The organism is Brevibacillus migulae (assembly GCF_004521915.1).
GTDB classification, from domain to species: domain Bacteria; phylum Bacillota; class Bacilli; order Brevibacillales; family Brevibacillaceae; genus Brevibacillus_F; species Brevibacillus_F migulae.
In genome coordinates, this window is sequence record NZ_SDKD01000003.1 from 88399 (window position 1) to 106717 (window position 18319).

14 protein-coding genes are annotated in these 18319 nt (G+C 51.1%); 12 read left to right on the forward strand and 2 right to left on the reverse strand.

The genetic code is table 11. The features are described 5' to 3' along the window. Nucleotides 1–13: 13 nt before the first annotated feature. From meaB to EIZ37_RS04575, 6 genes are all read left to right on the forward strand, one after another. Nucleotides 14–961: a methylmalonyl Co-A mutase-associated GTPase MeaB gene (gene meaB / locus EIZ37_RS04550; protein ID WP_134683386.1), complete on the forward strand. Its 948-nt coding sequence runs from the start codon at nucleotides 14–16 to the stop codon at nucleotides 959–961. A gap of 129 nt (nucleotides 962–1090) precedes the next feature. Then, complete coding sequence (locus tag EIZ37_RS04555; RefSeq protein ID WP_134683387.1) at nucleotides 1091–1720, forward strand: TetR/AcrR family transcriptional regulator; 630 nt, start codon at nucleotides 1091–1093, stop codon at nucleotides 1718–1720. 76 nt (nucleotides 1721–1796) lie between these two features. Beyond that, a complete protein-coding gene (gene icmF / locus EIZ37_RS04560; RefSeq protein WP_134683388.1) occupies nucleotides 1797–5045 on the forward strand; it encodes a fused isobutyryl-CoA mutase/GTPase IcmF in 3249 nt (1082 codons plus the stop codon). A 284-nt stretch (nucleotides 5046–5329) separates the two neighbouring features. Next, nucleotides 5330–7789, forward strand: a complete 2460-nt coding sequence (locus tag EIZ37_RS04565; protein WP_134683389.1) for a S8 family serine peptidase — start codon at nucleotides 5330–5332, stop codon at nucleotides 7787–7789. A gap of 99 nt (nucleotides 7790–7888) precedes the next feature. Continuing rightward, nucleotides 7889–8440: a DNA-directed RNA polymerase subunit delta gene (rpoE, locus tag EIZ37_RS04570; RefSeq protein WP_134683390.1), complete on the forward strand. Its 552-nt coding sequence runs from the start codon at nucleotides 7889–7891 to the stop codon at nucleotides 8438–8440. A 454-nt stretch (nucleotides 8441–8894) separates the two neighbouring features. Continuing rightward, the gene (locus EIZ37_RS04575) at nucleotides 8895–10496 is read left to right on the forward strand and encodes a CTP synthase (RefSeq protein ID WP_134683391.1); all 1602 of its coding nucleotides are present in this window, start codon (nucleotides 8895–8897) and stop codon (nucleotides 10494–10496) included. 620 nt (nucleotides 10497–11116) lie between these two features. Here the strand turns inward: EIZ37_RS04575 and EIZ37_RS04580 are convergent. Next, nucleotides 11117–11392, reverse strand: coding sequence for a hypothetical protein (locus EIZ37_RS04580; RefSeq protein WP_134683392.1), 276 nt, complete (start codon nucleotides 11390–11392; stop codon nucleotides 11117–11119). A 424-nt stretch (nucleotides 11393–11816) separates the two neighbouring features. Between EIZ37_RS04580 and EIZ37_RS04585 the strand changes: the two genes are divergently transcribed. After that, nucleotides 11817–12818, forward strand: a complete 1002-nt coding sequence (locus tag EIZ37_RS04585) for a Gfo/Idh/MocA family protein (protein WP_134683393.1) — start codon at nucleotides 11817–11819, stop codon at nucleotides 12816–12818. Nucleotides 12819–12984: 166 nt separating this feature from the next. Here EIZ37_RS04585 and EIZ37_RS04590 read toward each other — a convergent pair whose 3' ends face one another. Next, entirely contained in the window at nucleotides 12985–13791 is an 807-nt protein-coding gene (locus tag EIZ37_RS04590) for a lipid II flippase Amj family protein (RefSeq protein ID WP_134683394.1), read from the reverse strand. A 204-nt stretch (nucleotides 13792–13995) separates the two neighbouring features. Between EIZ37_RS04590 and EIZ37_RS04595 the strand changes: the two genes are divergently transcribed. The 5 genes from EIZ37_RS04595 (at nucleotide 13996) to glpX (ending at nucleotide 18313) form a co-directional block, all read left to right on the forward strand. After that, entirely contained in the window at nucleotides 13996–14361 is a 366-nt protein-coding gene (locus tag EIZ37_RS04595) for a response regulator (protein ID WP_134683395.1), read from the forward strand. 82 nt (nucleotides 14362–14443) lie between these two features. Continuing rightward, nucleotides 14444–15298, forward strand: a complete 855-nt coding sequence (gene fba / locus EIZ37_RS04600) for a class II fructose-1,6-bisphosphate aldolase (protein WP_134683396.1) — start codon at nucleotides 14444–14446, stop codon at nucleotides 15296–15298. A gap of 16 nt (nucleotides 15299–15314) precedes the next feature. Next, entirely contained in the window at nucleotides 15315–15959 is a 645-nt protein-coding gene (gene fsa, locus EIZ37_RS04605) for a fructose-6-phosphate aldolase (RefSeq protein WP_134683397.1), read from the forward strand. Between the two features lie 89 nt (nucleotides 15960–16048). Beyond that, a complete protein-coding gene (locus EIZ37_RS04610; RefSeq protein ID WP_134683398.1) occupies nucleotides 16049–17335 on the forward strand; it encodes a UDP-N-acetylglucosamine 1-carboxyvinyltransferase in 1287 nt (428 codons plus the stop codon). A 15-nt stretch (nucleotides 17336–17350) separates the two neighbouring features. Beyond that, nucleotides 17351–18313: a class II fructose-bisphosphatase gene (gene glpX / locus EIZ37_RS04615; protein WP_134683399.1), complete on the forward strand. Its 963-nt coding sequence runs from the start codon at nucleotides 17351–17353 to the stop codon at nucleotides 18311–18313. Nucleotides 18314–18319: the final 6 nt, after the last annotated feature.

The window sequence follows — 18319 nt, forward strand, 5'->3', positions numbered from 1 at the left end:
ATGGGGCGTAGCCATGCATGAACTGACAAAGCGAATTTTGGCGGGAGATGTGCGGGGAGCTGCCCGCGCGATCACCATCATCGAAAACGATTATCCGGAGCGGTCCCAGATCTTGCAGGAGCTTTTTCCCCATACGGGAAAGGCGAAGCTCATCGGGATTACGGGATCGCCGGGTGCTGGTAAAAGCTCGCTGGTCGACAATCTGATTGGGTATCTGCGTTCCCAAGGATTGAAGATCGGTGTCGTGGCGGTTGACCCGACCAGCCCGTTTACGGGAGGAGCGATCCTGGGAGACCGGGTGCGGATGCAGAGTCATGCCCTGGATCGCGGGGTCTTTATCCGCAGCATGGGGACGCGAGGCAGTCTGGGTGGACTGTCGCGCAATACCCGCGATGCGGTGCGGGTCCTTGATGCGTACGGCTGTGATGTCGTGCTGATCGAGACGGTTGGCGTCGGACAGTCCGAGCTCGATGTCATGCATATCGCGGATACGATCGCGGTCGTGCTGAATCCGGGCGCAGGTGATTCGGTGCAGGCGTTTAAAGCGGGGATCATGGAAATTGCCGATATGTTTGTGATCAACAAGGCGGATCTGCCTGGCGTGGAGAAGCTGCAGATTGAGGTAGAGCAGATGCTGGATCTCGTCAAGCACGATGCCGCTTGGCGACCTCCGATCATACGGACGATCTCCACGCAAAATCAAGGTCTGGAGCAGCTTTGGTCAGCTGTGTGCGAGCATCAAAGCCATCTCGAGAACAGCGGAGAAGGCCAGGCGCGGCGGTCCAAGCATTTGCAGGGCGAGGTCCTCGAGATTGTCCATGACCAGCTTTTTCGGCACATGGAAGAGAAGCTGGAAAAGGGTGGTTACGCTGCGGCCATGTCCGAGGTAGCTCAAGGGACACGCGATCCTTATTCAGCGGCGGCAGAAATGATCCGGCTGTTCTTCCCGCATACACCTTGAACATTGGATGGAAATTAAGATTGTCGCGTCTTTCCCATCAGCGTATAATGATAGGAAAAAGAGCGCGACTATCTTGGTTTTCATTTGGTTCCTGACCAAACGCTCAGTCGGGGAAAGGTGGCTTTACACATGCAGGACAAACGCAAATCGATACCTTCACTGGTAAAAGACCCAAAGCTGATCGAAAAGCGGCGTGAACAAATCGTCGAGGCGGCAGTGGATCTTTTCATTCATAAAGGCTTTCACAAAACGACGACACGAGAAATAGCGAGAGCGTCCGGATTCAGCATCGGTACGCTCTACGAGTATATCGAGTCCAAGGAAGATGTGCTCTATCTGGTCTGTGATGCGATCCATGCTGAGGTGGAATCGCGTCTGCGCGAGGCAATCACGTTTAACGGCACAGGGCTGAAAATCATGAAGTTGGCGCTGAAGAGCTTTTTCCGCGTGATGGATCAGATGAGCGACCGTGTGCTTTTGATCTATCAAGAGACCAAATCGCTGCCGAAAGAAGCGCTGCGCTATGTGCTGCGCCGGGAAGAAGAAATCTCCGAGATTTTCGGGGAAATCCTGCGTAGGGGCATCGAGGACGGTTCGATCCAGCTGGATGAGAAGCATGTAAAGCTGATGGCGGATAATATCATGGTGTTAGGCGAGATGTGGGTGTTCCGCCGCTGGGCATTGAAAAAGCATTACACACTGGAAGAATACATCGAAAAACAGATTGCCCTGTTATTAAAAGAGATCAGTATTGGCTAAGGAGATGGGGAGCCCGCCTGACGACCGCAAAGTGCTCGTCGGGTGGGCCATCGAATAAAGGAGGTACGTACCTGAAATGGAAACGCAAGTGTATCATCCTACCCATAAAATTCGTTTTGTAACCGCTGCCAGTCTCTATGATGGCCATGATGCATCGATTAATATCATGCGTCGCATCCTGCAATCGTCGGGAGCCGAGGTGATCCATCTGGGGCACAATCGCTCTGTCGATGAAGTGGTGACCGCTGCGATTCAGGAGGACGTGCAAGGGATAGCGATCAGCTCCTACCAAGGTGGACATGTTGAATATTTCAAATACATGATCGACCTCTTGAGAGAGCGGGGGGCTGGCCACATCCGCGTGTTTGGCGGTGGCGGCGGCGTAATTGTACCGCGAGAGATTCGGGAGCTCGAGGAATATGGCGTATGCAAAATTTACTCGCCTGACGATGGCCGTCGCTTGGGTCTGCAAGGCATGATCAACGATATGCTGCGCAAGACGGATTTTCCGACCGTCAAACAGATCGAGCGGGAAGTAGAGGAGCTGCGCGAGCAAAACCATCAGGCAATCGCCAGACTGATTACCGTCGCCGAGTATGCGGTGAATAAGCCGGAACTGTTTGCCCCATTGGAGCAGCAATTGCCGGAAGCACCAAAGGTTCCGGTGTTGGGGATAACAGGTACAGGCGGTGCGGGAAAAAGCTCGTTGACCGATGAGCTTGTTCGACGTTTCCTGAATACTTACAAGAATAAAACAGTTGCGATCCTGTCGATCGACCCTTCCAAGCAAAAAACCGGAGGGGCGCTTTTGGGCGACCGGATTCGCATGAATGCCAACAATACGCCGCGCGTCTATATGCGAAGTTTGGCTACCCGCAAGTCGGGCTCTGAGCTTTCCGCTGCCGTGCAGGATGCACTCAAGGTCACGAGAGCTGCCGGCTTCGATCTGATCATCGTGGAGACGAGCGGGATCGGCCAAGGGGATGCCCAGATTGCCGAGATTTGCGATGTGTCCATGTATGTGATGACCAGCGAATTCGGTGCGCCGTCCCAGCTGGAAAAAATCGATATGCTGGATTTCGCCGATTTGGTGGCGATCAATAAATTTGAACGCAAAGGCTCCGAGGATGCGCTGCGCGAGGTTCGCAAGCAATATCGCCGCAACCATAACCTGTTCGAGCTACCGGATGAGCAAATCCCGGTATACGGCACGATCGCAAGTCAATTCAATGATCCGGGGACCAATGTTCTTTTTGCGGCGCTTTGCCGAGCGATTGTTCAGAAGGCGGGGGCGGATTGGCCGCTGGATGGTCTCGATGCGACTCCGGTGAACGTCCACAAGAAATCGCTGATCCCTGCTGAGCGTGGCAGCTACCTGCAGGAGATCGCCAATACGGTGCGCGATTACCGCAAGTATACGGAAGAGCAATCGGCTATCGCCCGCAAGCTGTTTCAACTGCATGGCGCAAAAGAAGCCGTATTGGCTTCCGGCGACGAGATGGCAGCGGAAGTGGTGGCGGTACTGGAGCGTCAGATCGCGCATTTTGAAAGCAAGCTCCACCCCGAGTGCAAGCGTATTTTAGAGAACTGGCCGGCGCTCAAGGAAGCGTATCGCAAGGATCAATTTGTCACCAAGATAAGAGACAAGGAAATCGTCACCAAGCTGTTTACCGAGTCGCTGTCCGGTACGCGCATTCCGAAGGTGGCCGTCCCTGATTTTGCCGACTGGGGCGAGATCTTGAAATGGTCGCTCAAGGAAAACGTGCCAGGGGAGTTCCCTTATACAGCCGGTGTTTTCCCATTCAAGCGGGAAGGGGAAGATCCAAAGCGCCAGTTCGCAGGGGAAGGTACACCGGAGCGCACCAACCGCCGTTTCCATTTCCTCTCGCAAAACGACGAAGCGAAGCGCTTGAGCACAGCGTTTGACTCGGTTACCCTCTACGGGGAAGATCCAGACTATCGCCCCGATATTTACGGGAAAATCGGGACCAGCGGTGTCAGCATCTGTACCCTCGACGACATGAAAAAGCTGTATGCCGGCTTTGATCTGTGTGCGCCATCGACCTCCGTATCCATGACGATCAACGGACCAGCTCCAATGATCCTGGCCATGTACATGAATGCGGCAATCGAGCAGCAGGTGGAAAAATTCGTGGAGCGGGAAGGTCGCCAACCGTCTGCAGAGGAATATGAGCAAATCAAGGCGTACACGCTGTCCACTGTGCGTGGAACCGTGCAGGCGGATATTTTGAAAGAGGATCAAGGGCAAAACACATGCATCTTCTCCACCGAGTTTGCCCTGCGGATGATGGGGGATATTCAGCAGTACTTTATCGACCATAAGGTACGCAACTACTACTCCGTCTCCATCTCCGGCTACCATATCGCCGAAGCTGGGGCGAATCCGATTACCCAGTTGGCGTTTACCTTGGCCAATGGCTTTACGTATGTGGAATATTACCTGAGCCGCGGCATGCATATCGATGATTTTGCACCGAACCTGTCCTTCTTCTTCTCCAACGGCCTCGATCCGGAGTATAACGTGATCGGCCGTGTGGCAAGACGCATCTGGGCTACCACGATGAAGAACAAGTACGGTGGCAATGAGCGCAGCCAAAAGCTGAAATACCATATCCAGACGTCAGGACGCTCTCTGCATGCGCAGGAGATGGATTTCAATGATATCCGCACGACCTTGCAGGCATTGATCGCCATCTACGACAACTGCAACTCGCTGCACACCAATGCCTACGACGAGGCGATCACGACCCCGACGGAAAACTCGGTGCGCCGTGCCATGGCGATCCAGATGATCATCAACAAAGAGATGGGTCTGGCAAAGAACGAAAATCCGCTGCAGGGCTCCTTTATCATTGAAGAGCTGACCGATCTGGTTGAGGAAGCAGTCTTGCAGGAATTCGAACGTCTCAATTCGCGCGGCGGTGTGCTGGGCTCCATGGAGACGCAATACCAGCGCGGCAAGATCCAGGATGAATCCATGCATTACGAGATGAAAAAGCATACCGGGGAACTGCCGATCATCGGTGTGAACACGTTCATTAATCCGAACGCCTCGGAGGAGGACTACGAGATCGAGCTGGCACGCGCTACAGAGGAGGAGAAGGAGCAGCAGATCCAAAATCTGCGTGCCTTCCAGGAGCGCAACAAACACCTTGCTCCTGCGGCTCTGAAACGTCTGCAAGAGGTGGCAGTATCCGGCGGCAATATTTTCGAAGAGCTGATGGAGACGGTCAAGGTGGCTTCCTTGGGTCAAATCAGCGCAGCGCTGTATGAAGTAGGCGGACAGTACCGCCGCAATATGTAAAAAGACAATGGCCGTCCATCGACACGAAATGGGCGGTCTTTTTTACTGTTTCAGAAAGTATAAACTTCAAGACGAATCAACTTGATACAGCATGAAAAACTTCCTCTAAAGAAGGACTCGACAACCGCTTCGAGAGGGCTTCTATGGAAGTTTTTTAATTGGGACAAAAAAATGCCGATTCACTATATTTTTTGTCGAAACAAGGAGGAATATTGTGGGGATTCACCGAATGCCATTTGAGGATATTTTTACCAAAATTTTATAGAAGATCGTGGGGAAATGAAATGCGCAAATGGCAAGCCATCCTATCATCGAGCATCGCGGGTCTATTGGTATTCAATGCCCTTCCCGTGGACGCTAAATCGAAAAACGGCAGGGAGATGGAATTTGACAATCACGTGAAAGTGACCAATCCGATCCCCAAAAGCAGCAAGGAATTTCGGATCAAGGCCCTGAGCAATGCGAAAAACGATACGAATTTGTTCATGATTCGTTTTGCTGGGCCCATTCAGGAAGAATGGAAAGAGCAAGTGGAGGACCTTGATGTTTCTCTGGGATGGTATTTGCCAGACTATACATACATCGCCAAGCTTCCCGATCAACAGGCAACCGTCGATAAACTGGAAAAAATGTCTTTTGTCAAACAAGTAGCTGAGTATAAGCCCGTTTATAAGGTACATCCAGATCTCGCCAAAGCGATTGAGAAGGAAGAGAAGCTGGAGGTTTACGTGGAAAGCTTCGATCCGCAGACCGAAGTGGCACGTGCTGTCCAAAAAGCGGGTGGAACCATTCGAGCGTCGCAAGCTCGCAACCAGGCAAATGTAGAGATTGATCGTGACAAGCTCGAGGATCTGCTTCAGTCTGATGATGTCGTATACGTTGCTCCTGTTTCGAAGAAAAAAGTGATGAATGATGTCGCGAGTCAAATTATCGGCAGTGATAAGCTGCAAAAAACGAAGTATGACGGAAAGCAGCAGATTGTCAGTGTGGTAGATACCGGATTGGACACCGGTGACACGAGTACGATGCATGCAGACCTCCGGGGACAAGTAAGCAAATTGATTCAAGTGGGGCCGGACGCAAGAGATTTTATCGGACACGGTACCCATGTGTTGGGCTCAATCGTCGGGAAAGGTACCCTGTCAAATGGGAAGGTAAAAGGAATGGCCCCTGGCGCAAAGGCTGTCGTATACACGGTTGACGATGGAGAAGGCAATATTCTCAACTTCGACTACAACAAGGTATGGACGGATGCATATAAGAAAGGCGCCCGCATCCATTCTATGTCGATCGGCAGTTATGATTATGCGGACTATACCTATGATTCGCAGCAGGCGGACATTTTCCTCTGGGAGCATCCGGATGCCATATCCCTCGTAGCTGCCGGAAATGAAGCGCTGGAATATTCCGATGAGTTCTATACGGTCGCTACTCCCGCCACATCCAAAAATGCGGTAGCAGTTGGCGCGTCGGAAAGCTACCGCCCATTGTATGGAGCGGATTCAGACGACGAATACCAGGTGGCCGCATTCAGCTCCCGCGGTCCAACCAGTGACGGACGGATCAAGCCGGATATTGTAGCGCCTGGGACTTCGATTTTCTCTACCCGTTCTGCATACAGCAATGACTACGAAGATATTTCCGGTGCCTATGGCCTGTTGAGCGGCACCAGCATGGCGACACCGATTACCGCAGGTGGCGTAGCGCAGATCCGCCAGTATCTCCAGGAAAATGGCACATCCACTCCAAGCGGTGCCTTGATCAAGGCTTTGCTGATTGCAGGCGCTGAGGATCTCGGGGACAGCGTGTACCGCATGGGCTTCGGTCGCGTAAATCTCCCGAATTCGATCGATGCCACCTATGTCGATCAGCAAACGGGCATTCAAACGGATGATACGCTTACCTACGAAGTAGAAGTGAAAATCGACAACGATCCTTTTAATGTGACCTTGGTTTGGACAGACTATCCTGCATCCCTTTTTGCCTCCCGGGCATTGGTCAATGACTTGGATCTCGTGGTGACCACACCAAGCGGAGAAGTATTCAACGGAAATGACTTTAGCGGGGATTCTGATGATGAAAGAGACAATCTGAACAACGTCGAACAGGTCTACCTTCCTCATCCGGAAGAAGGCACGTATACCATCTCGGTGACGGGCTTTAACGTTCCGAAAGGCCCGCAGCCATTCGCGCTGGCATCCAGTGGCGAAATTACACCGGCGCTGATCGACGCAACCAATGTGGAAGCAACCGCAACCTTGTCCAAAGATTCGATTAAACTGGCGGTAAAAGGGAAAGTCGATTCCAGCGTCAATTCGGTAAAGGTGAATGCGCCTGGCATCAAAAACGCAACGGCCAAAGTGAGCAAGTCCGGATTTTCACTCAGCAAAAGCGTGAAAGCCGGCAGCTATCCGATTGAAGAAATCGAGATTACGGCTGCAACCAAAAAAGGCGAGAAGCAAAAGGTAACCATCCCTGTCGAAGTCGATTTGATTGATGATGATGCGGTTACCGTAGAAGAAACGGAGACCTCCAGCGGCTATCAGTATAATTTGGAAAGTCCGGTTTCTTCAGATATTAAAGCGGCCTATTATCTCCTTGATAACAAATTAGTGTCGATTCGAATCGAGGATGAGGCGATCGAGGCAACCTTTGCAAGCAAGAAGGCATTGAAGGAGATCGTACTGGTGGTGGCCAACAAGAAAGGAAATTATGAGGTTGTCCGCATGGTGCGGAGCGAGTAGTCTTTTTCTTCCTGGGGCGGTTCTCAATCCTTGCATTTTAGGCTAAAATAAGGAATACTGTAAAATAGCCAATTTATTGTTGTGAAAGGACGTGCCCCAGTGAGCCAATTACTTTCCCATATCGAAGCGGAAAAGTTATCAGAGATGGCATTGGTTGACATCGCCTATGAGATTCTCGTTGAAACCAAACGCCCTTATAATTTTCGCGAATTGATGGATGAGATTTCCGTGCTTCGCAACCTGTCTAACGAAGAAAAAATGGGCATGATCGCTCAGGTATATACCGAAGTAAATATTGATGGCCGTTTTGTGTGCATCGGAGAAAATACGTGGGGTCTGAAACGCTGGTACTCCACCGATGCCGTGGAAGAGTCCCAAGAGGGCGGCGGCAAGAAAAAGAAAATCGTCTTGGACGACGACTTCGACGACGATTACGAGCTCGAAGAAGAACTGGTTGACGACTTCGATGATGACGATGATGTGGCCGTATTCGAAGATGATGAGTTTGTCGATGCGGATGACATTGACGAAATCGACGAGGAGCTGGATGACGAAGACAGCGAGCTGATCGAGGAAGAGGAAATGTTCGACGAAGAAGAGGAAGAGGCCGAAGAGGAACTCGAGGAAGAACTCGACGACGAAGACGATTAAGATTTCACGGAAGATCGCATAAGAAAATGAAGGCTCCGCCAATTACCAGGCGGAGCCAAGTTTTTCACACGGCATCAGAAAGTATAAACTCCACGGACAAATCAACCTGATGCAGCATGGAAAACCCCCGTGAATAAAGGACTCGACAGCTTCTTCAAGAGGGCTTCCATCGAAGTTTTTCTTAATTCCTTGACTTGGATAGAAGAGACAGTATAAAATACTGCTTGGGCTTCACATGAAGTAAGCATAAATATGAAAAGATAGTAAACAAAAGTGCCCCCTCTTACGTTACTGACGGGATGGGAATCGCTTTTGTTTTTTCTTTTTTTTGATGATGGTTTAAAAGGCCCGGGACTTTTTAAACACTCATTCTAATGGAGCCGTTTTTAACCCAATACATGGAGCACTTATTCTTGCAACGTATTCGGAATAGGGAAAAGAGGGGACGTTAACGATGGCAAAGTATATTTTTGTAACGGGTGGGGTCGTATCCTCGCTGGGTAAAGGGATTACGGCTGCTTCACTCGGTCGCTTGCTCAAAAACAGGGGACTCAAGGTCACCATCCAAAAATTTGATCCATACATCAACATTGACCCAGGGACCATGAGTCCATATCAGCATGGGGAAGTATTTGTCACCGATGACGGTGCGGAAACCGACCTGGACCTGGGGCACTACGAGCGTTTTATCGATATTAATCTGAACGCAAACTCCAACGTGACGACAGGGAAAATTTATTCGGCGGTCATTGCGAAAGAGCGCCGCGGTGATTATTTGGGAGGGACCGTTCAAGTCATCCCGCATATCACAAATGAAATCAAGGAACGCGTTTTCCGTGCTGCGAGTGAAACAGGGGCGGATATCGTCATCACGGAAATCGGCGGTACGGTCGGCGATATCGAGAGCTTGCCATTCCTGGAAGCGATTCGTCAAATCAAGAGCGACATCGGCCGCAACAACGTGATGTACATCCACGTCACGCTGATTCCGTACATCAAGGCGGCGGGCGAGCTGAAAACGAAGCCGACCCAGCACAGTGTAAAAGAACTGCGCAGCCTCGGTATCCAGCCAAATGTCATCGTGACCCGTACGGAACAACCGCTTTCGCAAGAGATGAAAGAAAAGCTGGCCCTGTTCTGCGACATCGATGTCAATGCGGTAATCGAAGCGGCAGATGCGGATCCGCTCTACGAAGTGCCGCTGCACCTGCAAGCACAAGGCTTGGATGATTATGTATGCCGTCATTTCGGCCTCGATTGCAAGCCTGCAGACATGACCGAGTGGAAGGAATTGGTCCACAAGGTGAAAAACCTGAATCATGTTACCCGTATTGCGATCGTAGGGAAATACGTGCAGCTGCATGATGCGTATCTGTCTGTGGCAGAGGCGTTGTACCATGCCGGCTATGCGAGCGACAGCGATATCGATATCAAATGGGTGAACGCCGAAGAGGTAACTCCGGAGAACGTACACGAGCTGCTTGGCGATGTCGATGGCATTTTGGTGCCAGGCGGGTTCGGAGATCGTGGTATCGAAGGAAAAATTACGGCTACCCGCTATGCGCGTGAACAAAAAGTGCCGTTCCTCGGCATCTGCCTGGGCATGCAAATCGCGGTGATCGAGTATGCTCGCCACGTAGCGGGCATGGCTGGGGCAAACAGCTCCGAGATCAATCCAGATACGCAGTACCCGGTCATCGATTTGCTGCCTGAGCAAAAAGACATTGAAGACAAAGGCGGCACCATGAGACTCGGCCTTGGACCAACGAAGGTAGAAGAAGGCAGCTTGGCTCAAAATGCCTATAACAGCACACTGATTTATGAGCGTCACCGCCATCGTTATGAAGTAAACAATGTATACCGTGATCAATTGGCAGGGTTGGGACTTCGTTTCTCCGGCACATCGCCGGACGGCCGACTGGTAGAGATCATCGAGATTCCTGAGCATCCGTGGTTCCTGGCAACCCAGTTCCATCCGGAGTTTACTTCCCGTCCGAATCGTCCTCAGCCATTGTTCCGTGAATTTGTGGGGGCATCCCTGCGCAATAAGCGATAAGCGAACAGATGGGGTAAATACAAAACGGTCATGACCGTTTTTCACAGAAAAAGCACCGTGGATTGTCCATACGGTGCTTTTTTTTGTCTCAAAAAGAATTAGGTAAGAATCATCGTTTTATAGGCATAAACCCACGCGATTGGTTATTCACCTACATACGTTATGTATGAGACATCAAAGAACAGTAGATGGGGTGAAAAGCGAATGTCGAGACAAAAACAAAAACAAAAACATGTGTATCAAGCCGATCCAGAATCGGCAAGCGTCTTACAGGACGTATATCAGCAAGCGATTAAAGCCTGCAGCCAATACGCCAATGAACATGTGCGCATCAAAACGTTGGATGGGAAGAGTTATGAAGGTGTCATTGTAGGCCTAGACGATACCAATGTGTACGTGGAAATTGAAGAAGATGTTGTGCTGGATATCACACCCGTACATCATCATTCTTCTTCGGGCTGCGGTTGTGACGAATGCAGAAAACGGGCTTACCCGCAGCCCCAATATCCGCAGTATCCGGTATATCCGCAGTTCCCGGTTTATGAGCCGATTACGGATTTTCCAACTTATCCGCCACCGCCAGCACTTCCATCCTATCCGCAGAACCAGTTCTTTTCGCCTTACTCAATGACCGAGCCGAATCCATTCGGTTCGCCCTTTGCAACGCCAGGGCCAAATCCGCTTGTATCGCCATTTTCCACGATGGCACCGAATCCACTCGGTTCGCCTTTTTCGACGCCTGGTCCAAATCCACTCGTTTCACCATTTTCGACAACGGCACCGAATCCATTAGTTTCGCCATTTTCCACGACGGCACCAAATCCGCTCGTTTCACCATACTCAAATGTAGCTCCAGTAACGCCTGTAATCCCGGTAACACCTGTGATCCCGATCAATCCAGGACCAGGATTCCCAGGCTTTACACCACCACCGCCACCACCACCGTTACCACTCCCAGTTCCACCACCACCCGTAATTGCGCCTGAAGCCAGCTCTTCTTCCGGCAGTTCATCATCATCATCATCATCTTCCTCATCTTCTTGCCATGGGCAACGCAGATGTCGCCGCCGCCGGATCCTGCCACTTTCGTTGTTTACGCTTTTATCGATCGTGGTGATTTAAAAAGAAAGCGTGCTTTGAAGGGGAGAGGGCTGACTCATGCAGGTATATCGCTGCCTGCGTGGGGCCAGCCGTTTCCCCTTTTCTCTGTTGAAAAGGAGAAAGGGCTACCATATCTCTCCAGCTTGCGGTTTAATAAGACGTAATACATATAACTTTCTCATTTCTTCACAAGTAAAAGGTGAAAAGGAGAGGATGAGCATGTCGACGCAAAAGGTGAGATGGGGCATTATCGGGTGTGCAAACATCGCAATCCAATCGGTGATCCCGGGAATCCAGCAATCACAAACAGGCGAGGTTGTTGCTGTTGCCAGCAGAGGGCTGGATAAGGCCAAGGACACTGCAGAAAAATGCGGGATCCCCAAAGCGTACGGAAGCTATGAGGAGCTTTTGGCGGACAGCGATATCGATGCGGTCTACATTCCATTGCCCAATCATATGCATCTGGAGTGGACGAGCAGAGCAGCAGAGGCAGGCAAGCATGTTCTCTGCGAAAAACCATTGGCGTTAACTGCCCGGGAAGCGGAGCAGATGGTGGAAGCGTGCGAAAAAGCGGGTGTCCTGCTGGCCGAGGCGTTCATGTATCGCCATCATCCGAGATATGACCGGATCAAGCAGGTTATCCAATCGGGGGAAATCGGGGAGATCCGCGGAATCCGAGGAGCATTTACATTCAGTAACGAAACGGATTATCAAAATATTCGCTACCGTGCCGAGTGGGGAGGAGGCGGGATTTACGACGTGGGCTGCTATCCGATCAATGCTGCTCGCTACCTGTTGGGGCAAGAACCGGAAGCGGTGACTGCACACGCCTTCTTTTCGCCCGAGCATGATCATGTGGACATGATGGCATCAGGCTTGTTGGAATTTCCGGGTGGAGTGGCTTTGACCTTTGACTGCGGCATGTGGGCCTATCCGCGCAATACACTGGAAATCGTGGGAACGAAGGGGCGCATCGAAGTACCCAACGCCTTCGTCCAAACGCCCGGAAAAGACGGGTTCAACATCGTGGTTGGAGAGGAAGTAAGATATGAAAGCATGGGGTGGCTGGATCATTACACGCTGCAGGTAGATGATTTTGCCAAAAGCATACGTGGCCAGCAGCCTCTGCGTTTCGCGCCTTCCGATGCTATACAGAATATGCGCGTCCTGGAAGCTTGCCTGCGATCGGCGAAAGAACGCAAACGAGTCACCATCGAATAATCGAAAAAGACCCGGGAGTCCTCTCCGGGGTCTTTTTTGTTACAAGGACAGGGAATGTTCAATTTGAGTTTCCCATTTCAGCAAACGTTTCAGCGCATCGCGATCAGCTCTCCAAGCCAATGGAAACTGTGACAAAGGCAGCGATACAAAAAGAGCAGATTTATTTTTACGAAATCGAAAACATCGGAGCGATCCATGCAATCCATTCAGCAGCGGGGTAGAAGAGCAGCTGCGCCAAAATGGTCCCCACAAAGCGGGTAACCATGAGATAGAGAAACATGCGCTGCAGCAAATCATCCTGCGCGCCGCCGTCTTTCATCGCCCGATCGGTCAAAAGGGCAACCTGTGGATCTACCAGTACCGTAAAAATGATCGTCGCCAGTCCGTTGATCAATCCTGTCGACTGCATCGCGATCTCCTTGTACTCGGGATACAGCAAGGCGGCGTAAAGGGCAGAGAGCACGCCGATCGTATAAATCGCGGTGACAACCCCGTTCAGGAGCAGCAGGCGCTTGGGGATGCCAATCAGCCGGAAACGGGACAGCATCTCGCGCTTCGGCAGTCGTATATGATCCTTGACGTGTTTGATTCGCTCGATCGTCACCGCGCTTCGGATCAGCTGTGGAATGGAACCGTATGTTTCAAGATGAGCGATGGTGCGAGTAGACAGACGTACGATGGTCGGGAATAACAGGATAGCCAAGAGGGTTCCTAGTGAAGCTGCCCCGATCATCATGCGAAATTGCGGTTCGATATCGATATGCATCTCTTTTGCGTATTTGAGCAGTCCCCCGTTCAGAGGAGCGAGCAGCAGATTGGACGTGCGAGAAATCAAGAGAATAATCCCGGTCAAGGAAAGCGCTACGGCCAATTTGCCTGCCCGCACCCCTGCAAGCCGAACCGCGTAGGAAAGCGTCTCCGTCAAATGGATGATACAGGTGAACAGCAGGATGAGTACGACATGGCTAAACACACAAACGTCCTCCCGTCAGATTGGAAAAGATTGGCTGAGCAAAGTCTTTGGCAGAGCCATAGCTACTTCCCATCTACCAAAAAGTTGGTCCTATTATACCTTTCTTTCCTGACGATTGCGAAAAAATAAGAGGGAAGGGAGGAATTTTCTGTCATTGCGCGAATGGTTAACAATAGTAAAAAATGGCTCAGGGGGATTAGGATCATGCGAGATAAGAAAGTGCTTATTGTCGACGATCAATACGGAATTCGCATCCTGCTATACGAGGTACTTGGAAAAGAAGGTTATACAACCTTTCAAGCGGCCAACGGTAAAATCGCTCTGGAGATCGTGGAGAAGGAATCGCCCGATTTGGTCATTTTGGATATGAAGATTCCAGGCATGGACGGTATTGAAATCTTGAAGCATATCAAGAAGATCAACAAGGAAATCAAGGTCATCATGATGACGGCCTACGGTGAGCTTGACATGATCAAGGAAGCGACACAGCTGGGGGCGTTGACCCATTTCACAAAGCCGTTTGACATTGATGAGCTGCGCCAAGCGGTAAGTCAGCAATTGGCTTGTTAAGTCCGTCACTATTATCCTTTTTTTGAATGTGGTATAATAATCCGCGGAGAGTTACCAGTATAAATTTGGGAGGATTATCATCATGCCACTAGTGCCAATGACCGCATTTTTGGAAGACGCGAAAAAGAACAAGTATGCTGTGGGACAGTTTAACCTGAACAACCTGGAATTCACACAGGCGATCACAGAAGCTGCAAAAGCGGAAAAATCTCCTGTCATCTTTGGTGTTTCAGAAGGCGCTATGAAATACATGGGTATTGAATATACGGTTGCAATGGCGAAAGCCGCTGCAGAAAGCGCTGGCATTCCAATCGCATTGCATCTTGACCACGGAAGCAGCTTCGAAGTTGTGATGAAATGTATCCGTGCAGGTTTTTCTTCGGTAATGTTCGATGGATCGCACCATCCATTTGAAGAAAACATCCGTCTTACCAAGCAGGTTGTTGAAGCGGCTCATGCAGTAGGCGTTTCCGTAGAGGGTGAGCTGGGCACAATCGGTGGCGTTGAGGATGATCTTGACGTAGCAGAAGAAGATGCAGCTTTGGCAAAACCGGAAGAAGCGATTCGTTTCTGGCAAGAAACCAAAGTAGACTATATGGCGATCGCAGTAGGTACCGCACACGGTATGTACAAAGGCGAACCAAAAATCCATTTTGACATTATCGAAGAAGTGGCGAAAAACATCGACGCTCCAATCGTATTGCACGGCGGATCCGGTGTACCGGATGAAGCGATCCGTGAGGCGATCAAGCGCGGGGTAGGAAAAATCAACGTCAACACCGAAAACCAGGTGGCTTGCACAGAAACCATCCGCAAGGTCTTGGCTGAAAAACCAAACGAAATCGACCCACGCAAATATCTCGGACCAGCTCGTGAAGCGATCAAGCAAACGGTTATCGAGAAGATTCGTCTGTTCGGCAGTAGCAATCGCGCATAAGGGAGGACAAGAGTCCATGCGTTTTTTAATCGATACGGCCAATGTGGAGGAAATTCGTGAGATTCACGAATGGGGAGTAGTTGCGGGTGTAACGACCAACCCATCCTTGGTGGCAAAAGAAGGACGCGACTTTATCGAGACGCTCAAGGAGATTATCGATATCGTTGATGGTCCGATCAGTGCAGAAGTGATCAGCACCGATGCAAAAGGGATGATCGAAGAAGGAGAGAAGCTCGCTTCTCTTTCCAAAAATATCGTCATCAAGCTTCCAATGACGGAAGAAGGCTTGAAGGCGTGCAAGTATTTTGCCAAGCGCAAAATCCGCACCAATGTCACGTTGGTATTCTCGGCTACGCAGGCGCTGATGGCTGCACGTGCTGGCGCGACTTATGTTTCGCCATTTTTGGGTAGACTGGATGATATCGGCATGGACGGCATGCTCCTGATCAAAGAAATTGCGGAGATCTTCGCTGTTCACGACATCGATACGGAAATCATCGCGGCGAGCGTGCGCCACCCGATCCATGTGACGCAAGCTGCACGCCATGGTGCAGAGTTCGCAACTATTCCGTACAAAGTGTTCAAACAGCTGCTCAAGCACCCGCTTACCGATAGCGGATTGGAGAAATTCCTGGCTGACTGGGCAGCCATGCAAAAGTAAAAACAATAAAGCAATGGAGCACCTTTTCCATGGGAGAAGGTGCTTCTTTCCGGAAGATTGAGATGACAAGTCCGAGGAGAGCGTAAAGCATGGAAAAGCTAATCATCAATGGGGGAAATCCGCTGCATGGTACGGTGACCATCAGTGGCGCGAAAAACAGTGCGGTTGCCTTGATTCCGGCTGCTTTGCTGGCAGACGGACCAGTCGTAATTGAGAATCTGCCCAATATTCAGGATGTTGGCATCTATGCGGAGATTCTCAAGGAAATGGGAGCAGACGTCCTGTTTGAAGATGATTGGATGGAGATCGACGGACGTCCCATGAATCCTGCGCAAAAGTTGAACGGAAAAGTAAAGAAGCTGCGTGCTTCTTATTATTTATGGGGTGCGCTCCTGGGGAAATTCGGCGAGGCTCAAGTGGGTCTGCCGGGTGGCTGTGATTTGGGGCCACGACCGGTTGATTTACACATCAAAGGGTTTCAAGCGCTGGGAGCCAAGGTAGAAAACCAGAAAGGCATGATGGTGATCAAAGCGAAGAAGCTGAAAGGAGCGAGAATATATCTTGACCTTGTCAGTGTAGGCGCGACCATCAATATCATGCTGGCGGCCACAAAGGCAGAAGGCACCACCATCATTGAAAATGCGGCTCGCGAGCCGGAGATTGTGGATGTGGCTACTTTGTTAAATAATATGGGAGCCAACATCAAGGGTGCGGGTACAGACGTGATCCGCATCAAAGGGGTGGAGAAGCTGCGCGGCTGCAGACATACGATCATTCCGGACCGGATCGAGGCGGGGACGTATATGATCGCAGCGGCGGCTACCAGAGGAGATGTCACGCTGGAGAACGTCATCCCGAAACATTTGGAATCGGTTACAGCCAAGCTGCGGGAAATCGGAGTGGATGTGGAGGAAGCGGATGACAGCATCCGTGTACGCGGGCAGGAGAAGTATAGGGCTGTCGATGTAAAGACAAGTCCGTACCCTGGGTTTCCCACCGATCTGCAGCAGCCTATTACCGCACTGCTTACCTTGGCAAAAGGGACAAGTATCGTGACGGACAACATCTATTCTGCGCGGTTCCGCCATATAGATGAACTACGCCGGATGGGGGCTGCGATCAAGGTAGAGGGTCGTTCGGCTGTCATCGATGGTGGAAACAAGCTGCTCGGTGCCAAGGTGGTTGCCACTGATTTGCGAGCAGGGGCTGCGTTAATGATAGCGGGATTAGTGACGGCTGGTGAAACCGAATTGGATGGTTTGGAACATGTGGATCGCGGGTACGAGAATCTTGTTGGAAAGCTTCACAGCCTAGGTGCAGAAGTGCGGCGGGTAGGTCGTGCACAAACGGATAAAAACGAGACCAATGCCAGTTGAAAGGAGACCCTTACGATGGAACGCAGTTTAACATTGGAGCTGGTGCGTGTCACTGAAGCGGCTGCACTTGCTTCGGCACGCTGGATGGGTTTGGGCAAAAAAGACGAGGCAGATGACGCAGCAACGACTGCCATGCGTAAAGAATTTGAAAACGTTCCGATGGATGGGATCGTAGTGATCGGCGAGGGGGAAATGGACGAAGCGCCGATGCTTTATATTGGCGAAAAGCTCGGTCAAGGGATCCCGCCGCTTGTCGATGTGGCTGTGGATCCGCTCGAGGGTACCAATATTGTGGCAAAAGGAACCTGGAACGCGATTTCCGTGATCGCGATCGCCGACCGCGGCAACTTGCTGCACGCCCCAGATATGTACATGGAAAAAATTGCAGTAGGACCGAAAGCGGTGGGCAAGGTTGATATTCACGCTCCGGTAGCGGATAATTTAAAGGCGGTAGCCCAAGCCGTTGGGAAAGACATGAGTGATCTCGTGGCGATTGTTCTGGACCGGGACCGTCATGATCAGATCATCCATGAGATTCGCAAGGCAGGGGCACGAATCAAGCTGATTCCGGATGGCGACGTTGCAGCTGCGATCAACACTTGTTTTCCAGAGACAGGGGTCGATATCCTGTTCGGAAGCGGCGGGGCGCCAGAGGGAGTGCTTGCAGCCGTAGCGTTGAAATGCTTGGGCGGCGAGATCCAAGGGCGGCTGCTGCCACAAAATGAAGCGGAGCTGGAGCGCTGCAAACAAATGGGCATCGCCAATCCGCAGCAAATTTTGTACATGAACGACTTGGTCAAAGGCGACGATGCGATTTTCGCGGCGACCGGTGTCACAGACGGCGAGCTGCTGCGCGGTGTTCGGTTCCAAGGTACGCGGGCAACGACGCATTCGGTCGTCATGCGCGCGAAAACGGGGACGGTCCGCTTTATTGAAGGAAATCATCGCTTGGAACGTAAGCCTACACTGGTATTGTAACGGCCA